The 17,267-nt window shown below is 62.7% G+C and carries 7 protein-coding genes and 14 pseudogenes; 12 read left to right on the forward strand and 9 right to left on the reverse strand.

Annotated features, from left to right (window positions below):
- The 6 genes and pseudogenes from PFEN_RS22470 to PFEN_RS22495 form a co-directional block, all read left to right on the forward strand.
- The coding region (locus PFEN_RS22470) for a hypothetical protein (RefSeq protein WP_191488884.1) at nt 1-317 on the forward strand (317 nt) is incomplete at its 5' end.
- A gap of 141 nt (nt 318-458) precedes the next feature.
- Nucleotides 459-2,240 (forward strand): annotated as a pseudogene (locus PFEN_RS22475) (GspE/PulE family protein).
- A 113-nt stretch (nt 2,241-2,353) separates the two neighbouring features.
- Nucleotides 2,354-3,273 (forward strand): annotated as a pseudogene (locus PFEN_RS22480) (SPFH domain-containing protein).
- A 9-nt stretch (nt 3,274-3,282) separates the two neighbouring features.
- Nucleotides 3,283-3,729: pseudogene (locus PFEN_RS22485) on the forward strand (NfeD family protein).
- A gap of 66 nt (nt 3,730-3,795) precedes the next feature.
- Nucleotides 3,796-4,113: a DUF2388 domain-containing protein gene (locus PFEN_RS22490; protein WP_191488879.1), complete on the forward strand. Its 318-nt coding sequence runs from the start codon at nt 3,796-3,798 to the stop codon at nt 4,111-4,113.
- Between the two features lie 241 nt (nt 4,114-4,354).
- Nucleotides 4,355-5,493, forward strand: a pseudogene (locus PFEN_RS22495) (DegT/DnrJ/EryC1/StrS family aminotransferase).
- Between the two features lie 126 nt (nt 5,494-5,619).
- On the opposite strand, the pseudogene gcvH (PFEN_RS22500) reads toward PFEN_RS22495, so the two are convergent.
- The 3 pseudogenes from gcvH (PFEN_RS22500) to PFEN_RS22510 all read right to left on the reverse strand — a co-directional run.
- Nucleotides 5,620-6,002 (reverse strand): annotated as a pseudogene (gene gcvH, locus PFEN_RS22500) (glycine cleavage system protein GcvH).
- Between the two features lie 57 nt (nt 6,003-6,059).
- A pseudogene (gene gcvT, locus PFEN_RS22505) lies at nt 6,060-7,140 on the reverse strand (glycine cleavage system aminomethyltransferase GcvT).
- A gap of 155 nt (nt 7,141-7,295) precedes the next feature.
- A pseudogene (locus tag PFEN_RS22510) lies at nt 7,296-8,623 on the reverse strand (ABC transporter permease); the annotation flags it as partial.
- 32 nt (nt 8,624-8,655) lie between these two features.
- Here PFEN_RS22510 and PFEN_RS22515 point away from each other — a divergent pair.
- The 6 genes and pseudogenes from PFEN_RS22515 to gcvH (PFEN_RS22525) form a co-directional block, all read left to right on the forward strand.
- Nucleotides 8,656-9,995: pseudogene (locus PFEN_RS22515) on the forward strand (ABC transporter permease); the annotation flags it as partial.
- A 151-nt stretch (nt 9,996-10,146) separates the two neighbouring features.
- The gene (locus PFEN_RS31110; protein WP_263596626.1) at nt 10,147-10,620 is read left to right on the forward strand and encodes a hypothetical protein; all 474 of its coding nucleotides are present in this window, start codon (nt 10,147-10,149) and stop codon (nt 10,618-10,620) included.
- Nucleotides 10,617-10,838, forward strand: a complete 222-nt coding sequence (locus PFEN_RS31115; protein WP_263596627.1) for a hypothetical protein — start codon at nt 10,617-10,619, stop codon at nt 10,836-10,838. The genes PFEN_RS31110 and PFEN_RS31115 overlap by 4 nt, the downstream gene beginning before the upstream one ends.
- Entirely contained in the window at nt 10,772-10,921 is a 150-nt protein-coding gene (locus tag PFEN_RS31600; RefSeq protein ID WP_412071468.1) for a hypothetical protein, read from the forward strand. Before PFEN_RS31115 ends, PFEN_RS31600 begins: the two co-directional genes overlap by 67 nt.
- Nucleotides 10,922-11,106: 185 nt before the next feature.
- A complete protein-coding gene (locus tag PFEN_RS31605; RefSeq protein ID WP_412071469.1) occupies nt 11,107-11,223 on the forward strand; it encodes a hypothetical protein in 117 nt (38 codons plus the stop codon).
- 57 nt (nt 11,224-11,280) lie between these two features.
- Nucleotides 11,281-11,662 (forward strand): annotated as a pseudogene (gcvH, locus tag PFEN_RS22525) (glycine cleavage system protein GcvH).
- A 126-nt stretch (nt 11,663-11,788) separates the two neighbouring features.
- On the opposite strand, the pseudogene PFEN_RS22530 reads toward gcvH (PFEN_RS22525), so the two are convergent.
- The 6 genes and pseudogenes from PFEN_RS22530 to PFEN_RS22555 all read right to left on the reverse strand — a co-directional run.
- Nucleotides 11,789-12,925 (reverse strand): annotated as a pseudogene (locus tag PFEN_RS22530) (DegT/DnrJ/EryC1/StrS family aminotransferase).
- Nucleotides 12,926-13,175: 250 nt separating this feature from the next.
- A pseudogene (locus PFEN_RS22535) lies at nt 13,176-13,481 on the reverse strand (DUF2388 domain-containing protein); the annotation flags it as partial.
- A gap of 66 nt (nt 13,482-13,547) precedes the next feature.
- Nucleotides 13,548-13,996, reverse strand: a pseudogene (locus PFEN_RS22540) (NfeD family protein).
- Nucleotides 13,997-14,006: 10 nt separating this feature from the next.
- A pseudogene (locus PFEN_RS22545) lies at nt 14,007-14,925 on the reverse strand (SPFH domain-containing protein).
- Nucleotides 14,926-15,038: 113 nt separating this feature from the next.
- Nucleotides 15,039-16,815 (reverse strand): annotated as a pseudogene (locus tag PFEN_RS22550) (GspE/PulE family protein).
- Nucleotides 16,816-16,957: 142 nt separating this feature from the next.
- The coding region (locus PFEN_RS22555; RefSeq protein WP_191488886.1) for a hypothetical protein at nt 16,958-17,267 on the reverse strand (310 nt) is incomplete at its 5' end.

Here is a 17,267-nt window from a genome sequence, read left to right on the forward strand (position 1 = left end):
ATGACGCTCCCGTCCGCGCCGATGTCTGGGCTGCCGGCAGCCCCCATTGCCGGGTGCGTTACCAAGTGCTCGCCGAGGTGGAGCCGGACCTGCTGTGTCGCCTGCTGAACCTGTTCGCCCTGCAGTTCCTGACCCCGCAACAGGTACGGGCGGAACAGGACGATGGACGGCTGTCGATCGACATCGAACTGGATGGCCTGAGCTGGCACCGCGCCCAGGTCATCGGTGAAAAAATGCGCAATCTGATCAGCGTCTGCTCGGTGGCCCTGCAACCGACCCAAGGCGCGCAGCGGCACAACGCAAAAGCGGTGGGCTGAAGGCTTCTTGAAAAAATCGCAATCTTTGTCTTGGTATCGGCGCCAACGTCAGGCAGCCTCGTGTCTATTCTTGATAATTGACGATCAGACAAGGACTACGTCTGGATCACTGGTTGCAGGACCGACCGATTAGGAGCACGCATGCCCGTCGCCCCCCTCTCTCCGGACCGTTGGCTGGATGTCAATGAGCTGTTGCGCGAACTGGTCGCCCAGGGTTTTATCAGCCAGGACGCGGCCGAACAGGCCCTGGCTTCTCGGCGTGACGCGCGCATTACCCAGCAGCATCCGCTGGAATTCATCGCCCATCTGCAGCTCGATGACCTGAGCCGTCCGGGTAAAACCCTGGACCTGGAAAACCTGACTCTCTGGCTCGCCCATCACACCGGACAACCCTATCTGCGCATCGATCCGCTGAAGATCAACGTGGCCGAGGTGACCGCGCTGATGTCCTACGCCTTCGCCCAACGGCACAAAGATCCTCGCGGTGGAGGTCGACCGCGAAGGCGTGACCATCGCCAGCGCCCAGCCCCATGTGCGGGCCTGGGAGGCCGACCTCAGTCATGTGCTGAAGCTGCCGATCCGCCGGGTCGTGGCCAATCCGACGGACATCCAGCGCTTTGCCGTGGAGTTTTTCCGCCTGGCCAAATCGGTCAGCGTGCCAGCCTGCTCGACCAGAGAAGCCACAACCCGGGCAATTTCGAGCAGTTGCTCAATCTCGGCGCCAGCGACCAGGAGCCGGACGCCAACGACGCCCATATCGTCAATATCGTCGACTGGCTGTTCCAGTACGCCTTCCAGCAACGGGCCAGCGATATCCATATCGAACCACGCCGCGAACAGGGCACGGTGCGCTTTCGCATCGACGGTGTGCTGCACAATGTCTATCAGTTCCCGCCCCAGGTGACCATGGCGATTGTCAGCCGCCTGAAAAGCCTGGGCCGGATGAACGTCGCGGAAAAACGCAAGCCCCAGGATGGCCGGGTGAAGACCAAGACCCCGGACGGCGGCGAAGTCGAATTGCGCTTGTCGACCCTGCCCACCGCGTTCGGCGAGAAGCTGGTGATGCGGATCTTCGATCCGGAAGTGCTGTTGAAGAATTTCGACCAGTTGGGCTTCGGTGCCGACGACCTGCGCCGCTGGCAGGAGATGACCCGCCAGTCCAATGGCATCATCCTGGTCACCGGCCCCACCGGCTCGGGCAAGACCACCACGCTGTATACCACCCTGAAGAAACTGGCGACCTCGGAGGTCAACCTCTGCACCATCGAAGACCCGATCGAGATGATCGAGCCGGCCTTCAACCAGATGCAGGTCCAGCACAACATCGACCTGACCTTCGCCAGCGGCGTGCGCGCGCTGATGCGCCAGGACCCGGACATCATCATGATCGGCGAGATCCGCGACCTGGAAACCGCCGAAATGGCAATCCAGGCCGCGCTCACCGGCCACCTGGTGCTCTCGACCCTGCACACCAACGATGCGCCGAGCGCCATCAGTCGCCTGCTGGAACTGGGCGTGCCGCATTACCTGATCAAGGCCACCGTGCTCGGGGTCATGGCCCAGCGCCTGGTGCGCACCCTGTGCCCGCACTGCAAGGCGCCAACCCAGCTGGAAGAAGAAGACTGGCAAAGCCTGACGCGGCCCTGGCAGGCGCCGATGCCGAGCGGTGCCCAGCGTGCCGTCGGTTGCCTGGAATGTCGCGACACCGGCTATCGCGGGCGCGCCGGGGTCTACGAGATCCTGGTCTTGAACGACGGCCTCAAGGCGCATATCCACGCCGACACCGACCTCCTGGCCCTGCGTCGCCAGGCGTTCATGGACGGCATGCGCAGCCTGCGCCTGTCCGGCGCGCAGAAGGTCGCGGCGGGGCTGACCACCGTCGAGGAAGTGCTACGGGTAACGCCGCAGAGCGAGCAGCGCTGATGAAAGCGTCACAACATGCGTACAACCCCCGGTAAACACTTTTTATCCGCGCAAGGCCCATTACACTCAAGGTAACCGCCTTCTCGATAAAACACTTGCTACAGGGAATCGTCATGCAAATCGGTAGCGTACTCCTCCTTTTCGTCGGCCTGGCCATTGCCCTCGTGTTCATGGCTTCAAGGTCGTGCCCCAGGGCTTTCAATGGACGGTGGAGCGCTTCGGGCGCTACACCAACACCCTCAAGCCGGGCCTCAATATCATCATCCCGGTCATGGACCGCATCGGGCGCAAGATCAACGTGATGGAAAGCGTGCTCGACATTCCGCCCCAGGAAGTCATCACCGCCGACAACGCCACGGTACAGATCGACGCCGTGTGCTTCTTCCAGGTGGTCAACGCCGCCCAGGCCGCCTATGAGGTGAACAACCTCGAACACGCCATTCGCAACCTGTTGCAGACCAATATCCGCACCGTGCTCGGTTCCATGGAGCTGGACGCCATGCTCGGCCAACGCGATGCCATCAACGAACGCCTGCTGCGCACCGTCGACGAAGCGACCGCACCCTGGGGCATCAAGGTGACCCGCATCGAAATCAAGGACATCAGCCCGCCCGCCGACCTGATGGCAGCCATGTCCGGGCAGATGAAGGCCGAACGGGTCAAGCGCGCGCAAATCCTCGAGGCCGAGGGCCTGCGCGCCTCGGCGATCCTCACCGCCGAAGGCAAGAAGCAGGCGCAGATCCTCGAAGCCGAGGGCGCCCGGCAGTCGGCCTTCCTGCAATCCGAGGCCCGTGAGCGCCAGGCCGAAGCCGAAGCCCGGGCGACCCAGGTGGTCTCCGAGGCCATCGCCAAGGGGGACGTGCAGGCGGTGAACTACTTCGTCGCGCAGAAGTACATCGACGCCCTGGGCAAGCTGGCCTCGGCCAACAACAGCAAGGTGATCCTGATGCCGCTGGAGGCCAGCCAGATGATCGGCGCGATAGGCGGCATCGGCGAGATCGTCAAGGCCACGTTCGACAGCAAGAAACCCTGAGCGGTACCTATGTGGGAATTCCTGCAACACCTGTCATTCTGGGACTGGCTGGCTCTCGGCACGCTGCTGTTGATTCTCGAAATATTCGGGCCGGCGGTTATCTGCTGTGGGTGGGGATTGCCGCCGCGGCCGTGGGCGTCCTGACCTACCTGATTCCTGGCCTGCACTGGACCTTGCAATTGGTGCTGTTCGGCGTGCTGTCGATCCTGACGGCGTGGCTGTGGTGGAAGCGCCAGCGCAGCGCCGCCTGCCCCAGCGACCAACCCGGGCTCAATGAGCGGGTCATGACCTGCTCGCAAGACCTTCATGGTACACGTCGCCATTGTCGCCGGACGCGGCAAGATCAAGGTCGGCGACAGCGTATGGATGGCCACCGGAGCGGATGCCGAGGTTGGCACGCAGGTCCGGGTGATCGGTCAGGACGGCAGCACCCTGCACGTGGAAAAGGTTGAGTGAAGCCCACGGAACTCCGACGTGGCAATGGCAATCAAACCTTTCAGATACCCCACACCGGAGTCACCCATGCGTCTAAAAACGGCAGTTGTCGCATTCGCCTTGCTTTCCCTTCCCGTCAGTGCCGCGATGGCTGACGACTTCTGGCGTAATGTCATCTCCTCCGGCGCCACCACCGGATCCACTTACCTGACCTTCAAGGACCACAAGCTGGTGGTCGCGGCCCAGGATGATGCCGGCAGCTTCGTCGCCAGCAACGGCGGCATTCGCGGCCCTTACCTGGAAGCCGCCATGCAGAAACTGCGGGCCGAGAACCCGAGCCTGAAAGCCACCGACATGGAGTTGGCCAACGCCATCCTGGCAAAGAACGCCGTCGCCGAAGACTGATCCCAAAGCTTCACCCCCCTGAACAAGACGCCGCCCACCCAGCGGCGTTTTGCATTTCCCGGAGGAGTGACCAAGCGCCGCGCAAACATCGCCCCGACACGTCCGTTCAGCGTCCAGACAGCAAAAAAAAGCACCGAAATTTCAGCTTAAAACAGTATCATCGGCAGCATTGCAGCCTGGCTGCCTACTCCTCACTGCCGGTAGAACACTCCCCGGCCTTCACATCGGACGTCACGACCCCATGAGCGAACTTCCTTTCCTGCCTTTTGCCAAACCGACCATCGACGAAGCGACCATTGCCGCCGTAGGCGACGTCCTGCGTTCTGGCTGGATCACCAGCGGTCCGAAAGTCGCGGCCTTTGAAGCGCAACTGTCGGAATATTTTGGCGGGCGCCCGGTGCGCACCTTCAACTCCGGCACCTGCACCATGGAAATCGCCTTGCGGATCGCCGGTATCGGCGCGGGCGACGAAGTGATCACCACGCCCATCTCCTGGGTGGCCACGGCCAACGTGATCATCGAAGTCGGCGCAACCCCGGTGTTCGCCGATATCGACCCGGTGACCCGCAATATCGACCTGGACAAGGTCGAAGCCGCCATCACTCCGCGCACCAAGGCCATCATCCCGGTTTACCTGTCCGGCCTGCCGGTGGATATGGATCGCCTCTATGCCATCGCCAAGAAACACAACCTGCGCATCGTCGAAGACGCGCCCAGGCCCTGGGTTCGGAATGGAACGGCCAGAAGATCGGCGCCCTCGGTGACCTGGTGTCGTTCAGCTTCCAGGCGAACAAGAACATCACCTCGTCCGAGGGCGGCTGCCTGGTGCTGAACAACGCCGAAGAAGCCCGGCTGGCCGAGAAGTATCGCCTGCAAGGCGTGACCCGCACCGGCCATGACGGCCTGGACGTGGACGTGCTGGGCGGCAAATTCAACATGACCGATGTCGCCGCCGCCATCGGCCTGGGCCAGTTCGCCCACATCGATGCGATCACGGCCCACCGCCGTGAACTGGCCGAATACTATTCGAGTGCTTCGGCAGTGATTTCGAAGAGAAATACGGCGCGCAGCTACCGGTGAAGGATTTCACCAACAGCAACTGGCACATGTTCCAGCTGGTTCTGCCGGAACGTCAGGACGGCCAGCCGGCACGGGCGACCTTCATGGAAGAGATGAAGCAGCGCGGCATCGGCATCGGCTATCACTACCCGGCGATCCACCTGCTGAGCCTGTACCGCGAACGCGGTTTCAAGGCAGGCATGTTCCCGATTGCCGAGCGCGTCGGGCGCCTGATCGTGTCCGTTGCCGATGTTCAACGTGATGACCAAGGCCGACGTCGAGCGCTCGGTCGCGGCGGTCAAGGCCGTCTTGCAGCCGTAACACCGTGATAGCTCGCTCCTACGTCGCCGTGTCCCGCGCAATGGCATGTACACCCGGGCGCCTGTAGGAGCAGCCGGTCGAGGCTCGATTGCTCGCGATGAACGATAACGCGGTAGAACTGACGAATTACTCGCCGATGGCCGCCTTGTAACCGGCCGCATCCAGCAACTTCTCCAGCTCGGCGACATCGCTCGGCTTGAGCTTGAAGATCCACGCACCGTAAGGTTCGGAGTTCAGCAGCTCAGGACTGGCGGACAGCTCTTCGTTGACGGCAATCACTTCACCCGACAACGGCGAATAGATATCCGAAGCGCCTTCACCGACTCGACCACACCGGCGGCCTCGCCAGCGGCGAACACCTTGCCGACTTCAGCCAGCTCCACGAATACCACATCCCCCAAGGCTTCCTGTGCATGGTCGCTGATGCCGACGGTCACCGTGCCGTCAGCTTCCAGGCGGGCCCACTCGTGACTTTCGGCGAAACGCAGATCAGCAGGGATATCGCTCATATTCAGTGTCCTCACATTAAGTATCGGCGGCGGAGCGACCGAGGCCCCGCCGGAAAGTCAGATCAAGGTTTTGCCATGACGCACGAACGTCGGCTTTACCACGCGAACCGGGTACCATTTACCACGAATTTCAACTTCAGCGCGATCAGCCGTGGCCGCGGGAACACGCGCCAGCGCAATCGACTTGCTAAGCGTAGGAGAGAAACTACCACTGGTGATCTCTCCTTCGCCAACCTCGGCGATCCGAACGACCTGATGAGCACGCAAAACACCGCGCTCCTCCAGCACCAATCCGACCAGCTTGAGTTTGGACCCCGCGGCTTTTTCTGCTTCCAGGGCCTGGCGTCCGACAAAATCGCGATCAGCCGGCTCCCAGGCAATGGTCCAGGCCATATTGGCCGCCAGCGGCGAAACGTCCTGGTGAATATCCTGGCCATAAAGGTTCATCCCGGCTTCCAGGCGCAAGGTATCCCGGGCCCCAAGACCGATGGGTGAAATCCCGGCGCCCACCAGGTCGTTGAAGAAGCCGGGGGCCTGCTCGGCCGGCAAGATGATCTCCAGGCCGTCTTCCCCGGTATAACCGGTGCGGGCAATGAACCAGTCGCCGTCACTGCGGCCTTCGAAAGGTTTGAGCTGCTGGATCAACTGGCCCCGGGACTGGGTCACCAGTTCGGCGATCTTGTGCCGCGCATGAGGCCCCTGGATCGCCAGCATCGCCAGCTCGAGCGCTCGTGCAGTTGCACGTCGTAGGCACCGAGACGGGCCTGCATCCAGGCCATGTCCTGATCACGGGTCGCGGCATTGACCACCAGGCGGTAACCGGACTCGGTGCGATAGACGATCATGTCGTCGACCACCCCGCCGTGTTCGTTGAGCATCGCGCTGTACAAGGCGCGACCGGGCTGTCCAGGCGCTCGACATCATTGGCCAACAGGTAGCGTAACCAAGCCTTGGCCTGGCTGCCGGTGATATCGATCACGGTCATATGCGAAACATCGAAAACCCCGCAGTCGCGTCGCACCTGATGATGCTCCTCGACCTGCGAGCCGTAATGCAGAGGCATATCCCAACCGCCAAAATCGACCATCTTCGCGCCAAGGGCGAGGTGCAGGTCATACAGAGGCGTACGCTGTCCCATGGGTTTCTCCTTCCGGGCGTGGCGAAGGCGCGGACAGGCAGGAAACCGGCTTGAGCCCTTTATGGATGGGGCCTTGAGTCCTGTTTCGTACCCGGTCTGTCAGACGGACCGCACCGAATGCCGCGCATTGTAGCCGCAAGGGGGAGCCATGACACCTAGCCGATTCGATACGCCGAGCGGCGAATCAGCCCGATCACCGGCAAGAGACCGACCAGCACCAGCATCAAGGCCGGCAACGAGGCCCGCGCCCACTCCCCTTCGCTGGTCATTTCGAAGATCCGCACCGCCAGCGTGTCCCAGCCGAACGGGCGCATCAGCAAGGTCGCGGGCATTTCCTTGAGCACATCGACGAACACCAGCAATGCGCCACTCAAGACACCGGGCAGCAGCAGTGGCAGATACACTTTGCAAAAAAGTAGTGGCCCACTGACTCCAAGGCTGCGAGCGGCTTCGGGCAAGGCTGGCCGAATGCGCGCCAGACTGTTTTCCAACGGGCCATAGGCCACGGCGATAAAGCGCACCAGATAGGCCAGCAGCAGGGCCGCCAGACTGCCAGCAACAACGGCTTGCCCGCCCCGCCCAACAGCCGCATGACCAGCACCCGGTCCAGATAGCTGAATGCGAGCATGATCGACACCGCCAGCACGGAACCCGGCAGGGCGTAACCGAGATTGGCCAGCTGACTCCGGAGCGAATGGCCCGGGTGGGGCCAGCCGCCGGGCAAAAGCCAGCAGCAGGGCTACGCCGACGGTGATCAGGGCCGCCATGACGCCCAGGTACAGGCTGTGCAGGATCAACCCGGTGTAACGCTCGTCGAGATCGAAACGGCCACGTTGCAGAACCAGGCCAGCAGTTGCAGCAGTGGATGACAAAGGCGCAGGCAACACCAGCAGGCACCAGCGCTGGCCCCAGGCCTTGATCCCACGCAGTTGATAGAGCGCCTGGCCGCGGACGTTCATTGCCCGTGCGCACGGCTCCACGGCACGGCGTTCGCCGTAGAGCACCAGCATCACCGCCAAAAGCAGCAGACTGGCCAGCTGCGCCGCGCTGGAAAGGCTGAAGAAGCCGTACCAGGTCTTGTAGATGCCGTGGTAAAGGTGTCGAAGTTGAACACCGCGACCGCACCGAAATCGGCCAGGGTTTCATCAGCGCCAGGGCACGCCGGCACCGATGGCCGGACGTGCCATGGGCAGCGCCACCGCCAGAACGCCTGCCAGGGCATTGCCCGAGCACCCGGGCAGCTTCCATAAGCCTTGCCTTGTGCCAGGAAGGCGCTACGCGCCAACAGGTAGACGTAAGGGTAGAAGACCAGCACCAAACCAGGATCACCCCGCCGGTGGAACGTACCCGGGCAGGCGCAGACCGCTGCCGAACCACTCGCGCAACAGGGTCTGTACGGGCCGGCGAAATCCAGCAGGCCGACGAAGACGAACCGGCAGGACATAGGCCGGATGGCGAAGGGCAGCATTCAGGCCCAGTCCAGCAGCACCGGCGTCACCTGCTCGGCGTCAGTCCGCCTGGCTCGAGTTCCCCGGCCGGCGCTGGCTGGACTGGGCCCTGATGCTTGCCCTTCGCCATCCCGGCCTATGTCCTGGCGTTCGTCTTCGCGGGCCTGCTGGATTTCGCCGGCCCCGTACAGACCTGTTGCGCGAGTGGTTCGGCAGCGTCTGCGCCTGCCCCGGGTACGTTCCACCGGGCGGGTGATCCTGGTTCTGGTGCTGGTCTTCACCCTTACGTCTACCTGTGGCGCGTAGCGCCTTCCTGGCACAAGGCAAGGGCCTTTGGAAGCTGCCCGGGTGTCGGGCAATCGCCCTGGCAGGCGTTCTGGCGGGTGGCGCTGCCATGGCAGTTCCGCATCGGTGCCGGCGTGGCCCTGGCGCTGATGGAAACCCTGGCGATTTCGGTGCGGTCGCGGTGTTCAACTTCGACACCTTACCACCGCCATCTACAAGACCTGGTACGGCTTCTTCAGCCTTTCCAGCGCGGCGCAGCTGGCCAGTCTGCTGCTTTTGGCGGTGATGCTGGTGCTCTACGGCGACGCCTGCCGGGAGCCGTGCGCACGGCAAGAACGTCCGCGCGGCCAGGCGCTCTATCAACTGCGTGGGATCAAGGCCTTGCGGCCAGCGCTGTGCCTGCTGGTGTCGCCTGCGCCTTGTCACCCACTGCTGCAACTGCTGGCCTGTTCTGGACGTGGCCGTTCGATCTCGACGAGCGTTACACCGGTTGATCCTGCACAGCTGTACCTGGGCGTCATGGCGGCCCTGATCACCGTCGGCGTAGCCTGCTGCTGCTTTTGCCCGCGGCTGCCCCCACCCGGGCCATTCGCTCCGGAGTCAGCCTGGCCAATCTCGGTTACGCCCTGCCGGTTCCGTGCTGCGGTGTCGATCATGCTCGCATTCAGCTATCTGGACCGGGTGCTGGTCATGCGGCTGTTGGGCGGGGCGGGCAAGCCGTTGTTGCTGGGCAGTCTGGCGGCCCTGCTGCTGGCCTATCTGGTGCGCTTTATCGCCGTGGCCTATGGCCCGTTGGAAAACAGTCTGGCGCGCATCGGCCAGCTTGCCCGAAGCCGCTCGCAGCCTTGGAGTCAGTGGGCACTACTTTTTTGCAAAGTGTATCTGCCACTGCTGCTGCCCGGTGTCTGAGTGGCGCATTGCTGGTGTTCGTCGATGTGCTCAAGGAAATGCCCGCGACCTTGCTGATGCGCCCGTTCGGCTGGGACACGCTGGCGGTGCGGATCTTCGAAATGACCAGCGAAGGGAGTGGGCGCGGGCCTCTTGCCGGCCTTGATGCTGGTGCTGGTCGGTCTCTTGCCGGTGATCGGGCTGATTCGCCGCTCGGCGTATCGAATCGGCTAGTGTCATGGCTCCCCCTTGCGGCTACAATGCGCGGCATTCGTGCGGTCCGTCTGACAGACCGGGTACGAACAGGACTCAAGGCCCCATCCATAAAGGGCTCAAGCCGGTTCCTGCCTGTCCGCGCCTTCGCCACGCCCGGAAGGAGAAACCCATGGGACAGCGTACGCCTCTGTATGACCTGCACCTCGCCCTTGGCGCGAAGATGGTCGATTTGGCGGTTGGGATATGCCTCTGCATTACGCTCGCAGGTCGAGGAGCATCATCAGGTGCGACGCGACTGCGGGTTTTCGATGTTTCGCATATGACCGTGATCGATATCACCGGCAGCCAGGCCAAGGCTTGGTTACGCTACCTGTTGGCCAATGATGTCGAGCGCCTGGACAGCCCCGGTCGCGCCTTGTACAGCGCGATGCTCAACGAACACGGCGGGGTGGTCGACGACATGATCGTCTATCGCACCGAGTCCGGTTACCGCCTGGTGGTCAATGCCGCGACCCGTGATCAGGACATGGCCTGGATGCAGGCCCGTCTCGGTGCCTACGACGTGCAACTGCACGAGCGCTCGGAGCTGGCGATGCTGGCGATCCAGGGGCCTCATGCGCGGCACAGATCGCCGAACTGGTGACCCAGTCCCGGGGCCAGTTGATCCAGCAGCTCAAACCTTTCGAAGGCCGCAGTGACGGCGACTGGTTCATTGCCCGCACCGGTTATACCGGGGAAGACGGCCTGGAGATCATCTTGCCGGCCGAGCAGGCCCCGGCTTCTTCAACGACCTGGTGGGCGCCGGGATTTCACCCATCGGTCTTGGGGCCCGGGATACCTTGCGCCTGGAAGCCGGGATGAACCTTTATGGCCAGGATATTCACCAGGACGTTTCGCCGCTGGCGGCCAATATGGCCTGGACCATTGCCTGGGGAGCCGGCTGATCGCGATTTTGTCGGACGCCAGGCCCTGGAAGCAGAAAAAGCCGCGGGTCCAAACTCAAGCTGGTCGGATTGGTGCTGGAGGAGCGCGGTGTTTTGCGTGCTCATCAGGTCGTTCGGATCGCCGAGGTTGGCGAAGGAGAGATCACCAGTGGTAGTTTCTCTCCTACGCTTAGCAATCGATTGCGCTGGCGCGTGTTCCCGCGGCCACGGCTGATCGCGCTGAAGTTGAAATTCGTGGTAAATGGTACCCGGTTCGCGTGGTAAAGCCGACGTTCGTGCGTCATGGCAAAACCTTGATCTGACTTTCCGGCGGGGCCTCGGTCGCTCCGCCGCCGATACTTAATGTGAGGACACTGAATATGAGCGATATCCCTGCTGATCTGCGTTTCGCCGAAGTCACGAGTGGGCCCGCCTGGAAGCTGACGGCACGGTGACCGTCGGCATCAGCGACCATGCACAGGAAGCCTTGGGGGATGTGGTATTCGTGGAGCTGGCTGAAGTCGGCAAGGTGTTCGCCGCTGGCGAGGCCGCCGGTGTGGTCGAGTCGGTGAAGGCCGCTTCGGATATCTATTCGCCGTTGTCGGGTGAAGTGATTGCCGTCAACGAAGAGCTGTCCGCCAGTCCTGAGCTGCTGAACTCCGAACCTTACGGTGCGTGGATCTCAAGCTCAAGCCGAGCGATGTCGCCGAGCTGGAGAAGTTGCTGGATGCGGCCGGTTACAAGGCGGCCATCGGCGAGTAATTCGTCAGTTCTACCGCGTTATCGTTCATCGCGAGCAATCGAGCCTCGACCGGCTGCTCCTACAGGCGCCCGGTGTACATGCCATTGCGCGGGACACGGGCGACGTAGGAGCGAGCTATCACGGTGTTACGGCTGCAAGACGGCCTTGACCGCCGCGACCGAGCGCTCGACGTCGGCCTTGGTCATCACGTTGAACATCGGCAACGACACGATCAGGCGCCCGACGCGCTCGGCAATCGGGAACATGCCTGCCTTGAACCGCGTTCGCGGTACAGGCTCAGCAGGTGGATCGCCGGGTAGTGATAGCCGATGCCGATGCCGCGCTGCTTCATCTCTTCCATGAAGGTCGCCCGTGCCGGCTGGCCGTCCTGACGTTCCGGCAGAACCAGCTGGAACATGTGCCAGTTGCTGTTGGTGAAATCCTTCACCGGTAGCTGCGCGCCGTATTTCTCTTCGAAATCACTGCCGAAGCACTCGAAATAGTATTCGGCCAGTTCACGGCGGTGGGCCGTGATCGCATCGATGTGGGCGAACTGGCCCAGGCCGATGCGGCGGCGACATCGGTCATGTTGAATTTGCCGCCCAGCACGTCCACGTCCAGGCCGTCATGGCCGGTGCGGGTCACGCCTTGCAGGCGATACTTCTCGGCCAGCCGGGCTTCTTCGGCGTTGTTCAGCACCAGGCAGCCGCCCTCGGACGAGGTGATGTTCTTGTTCGCCTGGAAGCTGAACGACACCAGGTCACCGAGGGCGCCGATCTTCTGGCCGTTCCATTCCGAACCCAGGGCCTGGGCCGCGTCTTCGACGATGCGCAGGTTGTGTTTCTTGGCGATGGCATAGAGGCGATCCATATCCACCGGCAGGCCGGACAGGTAAACCGGGATGATGGCCTTGGTGCGCGGAGTGATGGCGGCTTCGACCTTGTCCAGGTCGATATTGCGGGGTCACCGGGTCGATATCGGCGAACACCGGGGTTGCGCCGACTTCGATGATCACGTTGGCCGTGGCCACCCAGGAGATGGGCGTGGTGATCACTTCGTCGCCCGCGCGATACCGGCGATCCGCAAGGCGATTTCCATGGTGCAGGTGCCGGAGTTGAAGGTGCGCACCGGGCGCCCGCCAAAATATTCCGACAGTTGCGCTTCAAAGGCCGCGACTTCGGACCGCTGGTGATCCAGCCAGAACGCAGGACGTCGCCTACGGCGGCAATGGTCGCTTCGTCGATGGTCGGTTTGGCAAAAGGCAGGAAAGGAAGTTCGCTCATGGGGTCGTGACGTCCGATGTAAGGCCGGGGAGTGTTCTACCGGCAGTGAGGAGTAGGCAGCCAGGCTGCAATGCTGCCGATGATACTGTTTAAGCTGAAATTTCGGTGCTTTTTTGCTGTCTGGACGCTGAACGGACGTGTCGGGGCGATGTTTGCGCGGCGCTTGGTCACTCCTCCGGGAAATGCAAAACGCCGCTGGGTGGGCGGCGTCTTGTTCAGGGGGGTGAAGCTTTGGGATCAGTCTTCGGCGGACGGCGTTCTTTGCCAGGATGGCGTTGGCCAACTCCATGTCGGTGGCTTTCAGGCTCGGGTTCTCGGCCCGCAGTTTCTGCATGGCGGCTTCCAGGTAAGGGCCGCGAATGCCGCCGTTGCTGGCGACGAAGCTGCCGGCATCATCCTGGGCCGCGACCACCAGCTTGTGGTCCTTGAAGGTCAGGTAAGTGGATCCGGTGGTGGCGCCGGAGGAGATGACATTACGCCAGAAGTCGTCAGCCATCGCGGCACTGACGGGAAGGGAAAGCAAGGCGAATGCGACAACTGCCGTTTTTAGACGCATGGGTGACTCCGGTGTGGGGTATCTGAAAGGTTTGATTGCCATTGCCACGTCGGAGTTCCGTGGGCTTCACTCAACCTTTTCCACGTGCAGGGTGCTGCCGTCCTGACCGATCACCCGGACCTGCGTGCCAACCTCGGCATCCGCTCCGGTGGCCATCCATACGCTGTCGCCGACCTTGATCTTGCCGCGTCCGGCGACAATGGCGACGTGTACCATGAAGGTCTTGCCGAGCAGGTCATGACCCCGCTCATTGAGCCCGGGTTGGTCGCTGGGGCAGGCGGCGCTGCGCTGGCGCTTCCACCACAGCCACGCCGTCAGGATCGACAGCACGCCGAACAGCACCAATTGCAAGGTCCAGTGCAGGCCAGGAATCAGGTAGGTCAGGACGCCCACGGCCGCGGCGGCAATCCCCACCCACAGCAGATAACCGCCGGCCCCGAATATTTCGAGAATCAACAGCAGCGTGCCGAGAGCCAGCCAGTCCCAGAATACAGGTGTTGCAGGAATTCCCACATAGGTACCGCCTCAGGGTTTCTTGCTGTCGAACGTGGCCTTGACGATCTCGCCGATGCCGCCTATCGCGCCGATCATCTGGCTGGCCTCCAGCGGCATCAGGATCACCTTGCTGTTGTTGGCCGAGGCCAGCTTGCCCAGGGCGTCGATGTACTTCTGCGCGACGAAGTAGTTCACCGCCTGCACGTCCCCCTTGGCGATGGCCTCGGAGACCACCTGGGTCGCCCGGGCTTCGGCTTCGGCCTGGCGCTCACGGGCCTCGGATTGCAGGAAGGCCGACTGCCGGGCGCCCTCGGCTTCGAGGATCTGCGCCTGCTTCTTGCCTTCGGCGGTGAGGATCGCCGAGGCGCGCAGGCCCTCGGCCTCGAGGATTTGCGCGCGCTTGACCCGTTCGGCCTTCATCTGCCCGGACATGGCTGCCATCAGGTCGGCGGGCGGGCTGATGTCCTTGATTTCGATGCGGGTCACCTTGATGCCCAGGGTGCGGTCGCTTCGTCGACGGTGCGCAGCAGGCGTTCGTTGATGGCATCGCGTTGGCCGAGCATGGCGTCCAGCTCCATGGAACCGAGCACGGTGCGGATATTGGTCTGCACAGGTTGCGAATGGCGTGTTCGAGGTTGTTCACCTCATAGGCGGCCTGGGCGGCGTTGACCACCTGGAAGAAGCACACGGCGTCGATCTGTACCGTGGCGTTGTCGGCGGTGATGACTTCCTGGGGCGGAATGTCGAGCACGCTTTCCATCACGTTGATCTTGCGCCCGATGCGGTCCATGACCGGGATGATGATATTGAGGCCCGGCTTGAGGGTGTTGGTGTAGCGCCCGAAGCGCTCCACCGTCCATTGAAAGCCCTGGGGCACGACCTTGAAGCCCATGAACACGAGGGCAATGGCCAGGCCGACGAAAAGGAGGAGTACGCTACCGATTTGCATGACGATTCCCTGTAGCAAGTGTTTATCGAGAAAGGCGGTTACCTTGAGTGTAATGGGCCTTGCGCGGATAAAAAGTGTTTACCGGGGGTTGTACGCATGTTGTGACGCTTTCATCAGCGCTGCTCGCTCTGCGGGCGTTACCCGTAGCACTTCCTCGACGGTGGTCAGCCCCGCCGCGACCTTCTGCGCGCCGGACAGGCGCAGGCTGCGCATGCCGTCCATGAACGCCTGGCGACGCAGGGCCAGGAGGTCGGTGTCGGCGTGGATATGCGCCTTGAGGCCGTCGTTCAAGACCAGGATCTCGTAGACCCCGGCGCGCCCGCGATAGCCGGTGTCGCGACATTCCAGGCAACCGACGGCACGCTGGCACCGCTCGGCATCGGCGCCTGCCAGGGCCGCGTCAGGCTTTGCCAGTCTTCTTCTTCCAGCTGGGTTGGCGCCTTGCAGTGCGGGCACAGGGTGCGCACCAGGCGCTGGGCCATGACCCCGAGCACGGTGGCCTTGATCAGGTAATGCGGCACGCCCAGTTCCAGCAGGCGACTGATGGCGCTCGGCGCATCGTTGGTGTGCAGGGTCGAGAGCACCAGGTGGCCGGTGAGCGCGGCCTGGATTGCCATTTCGGCGGTTTCCAGGTCGCGGATCTCGCCGATCATGATGATGTCCGGGTCCTGGCGCATCAGCGCGCGCACGCCGCTGGCGAAGGTCAGGTCGATGTTGTGCTGGACCTGCATCTGGTTGAAGGCCGGCTCGATCATCTCGATCGGGTCTTCGATGGTGCAGAGGTTGACCTCCGAGGTCGCCAGTTTCTTCAGGGTGGTATACAGCGTGGTGGTCTTGCCCGAGCCGGTGGGGCCGGTGACCAGGATGATGCCATTGGACTGGCGGGTCATCTCCTGCCAGCGGCGCAGGTCGTCGGCACCGAAGCCCAACTGGTCGAAATTCTTCAACAGCACTTCCGGATCGAAGATCCGCATCACCAGCTTCTCGCCGAACGCGGTGGGCAGGGTCGACAAGCGCAATTCGACTTCGCCGCCGTCCGGGGTCTTGGTCTTCACCCGGCCATCCTGGGGCTTGCGTTTTTCCGCGACGTTCATCCGGCCCAGGCTTTCAGGCGGCTGACAATCGCCATGGTCACCTGGGGCGGGAACTGATAGACATTGTGCAGCACACCGTCGATGCGAAGCGCACCGTGCCCTGTTCGCGGCGTGGTTCGATATGGATATCGCTGGCCCGTTGCTGGAAGGCGTACTGGAACAGCCAGTCGACGATATTGACGATATGGGCGTCGTTGGCGTCCGGCTCCTGGTCGCTGGCGCCGAGATTGAGCAACTGCTCGAAATTGCCCGGGTTGTGGCTTCTCTGGTCAGCAGGCTGGCACCGCTGACCGATTTGGCCAGGCGGAAAAACTCCACGGCAAAGCGCTGGATGTCCGTCGGATTGGCCACGACCCGGCGGATCGGCAGCTTCAGCACATGACTGAGGTCGGCCTCCCAGGCCCGCACATGGGGCTGGGCGCTGGCGATGGTCACGCCTTCGCGGTCGACCTCCACCGGAGGATCTTGTGCCGTTGGGCGAAGGCGTAGGACATCAGCGCGGTCACCTCGGCCACGTTGATCTTCAGCGGATCGATGCGCAGATAGGGTTGTCCGGTGTGATGGGCGAGCCAGAGAGTCAGGTTTTCCAGGTCCAGGGTTTTACCCGGACGGCTCAGGTCATCGAGCTGCAGATGGGCGATGAATTCCAGCGGATGCTGCTGGGTAATGCGCGCGTCACGCCGAGAAGCCAGGGCCTGTTCGGCCGCGTCCTGGCTGATAAAACCCTGGGCGACCAGTTCGCGCAACAGCTCATGACATCCAGCCAACGGTCCGGAGAGAGGGGGGCGACGGGCATGCGTGCTCCTAATCGGTCGGTCCTGCAACCAGTGATCCAGACGTAGTCCTTGTCTGATCGTCAATTATCAAGAATAGACACGAGGCTGCCTGACGTTGGCGCCGATACCAAGACAAAGATTGCGATTTTTTTCAAGAAGCCTTCAGCCCACCGCTTTTGCGTTGTGCCGCTGCGCGCCTTGGGTCGGTTGCAGGGCCACCGAGCAGACGCTGATCAGATTGCGCATTTTTTCACCGATGACCTGGGCGCGGTGCCAGCTCAGGCCATCCAGTTCGATGTCGATCGACAGCCGTCCATCGTCCTGTTCCGCCCGTACCTGTTGCGGGGTCAGGAACTGCAGGGCGAACAGGTTCAGCAGGCGACACAGCAGGTCCGGCTCCACCTCGGCGAGCACTTGGTAACGCACCCGGCAATGGGGGCTGCCGGCAGCCCAGACATCGGCGCGGACGGGA

Source organism: Pseudomonas sp. FEN (genome assembly GCF_904067045.1).
Lineage (GTDB): Bacteria > Pseudomonadota > Gammaproteobacteria > Pseudomonadales > Pseudomonadaceae > Aquipseudomonas.

Coding starts and splice junctions, on each gene's coding strand:
- PFEN_RS22490 (WP_191488879.1), top strand. CDS start 3,796: ATGCGTCTAAAAACGGCAGTTGTCGCATTCGCCTTGCTTTCCCTTCCC.
- PFEN_RS31110 (WP_263596626.1), top strand. CDS start 10,147: ATGGGACAGCGTACGCCTCTGTATGACCTGCACCTCGCCCTTGGCGCG.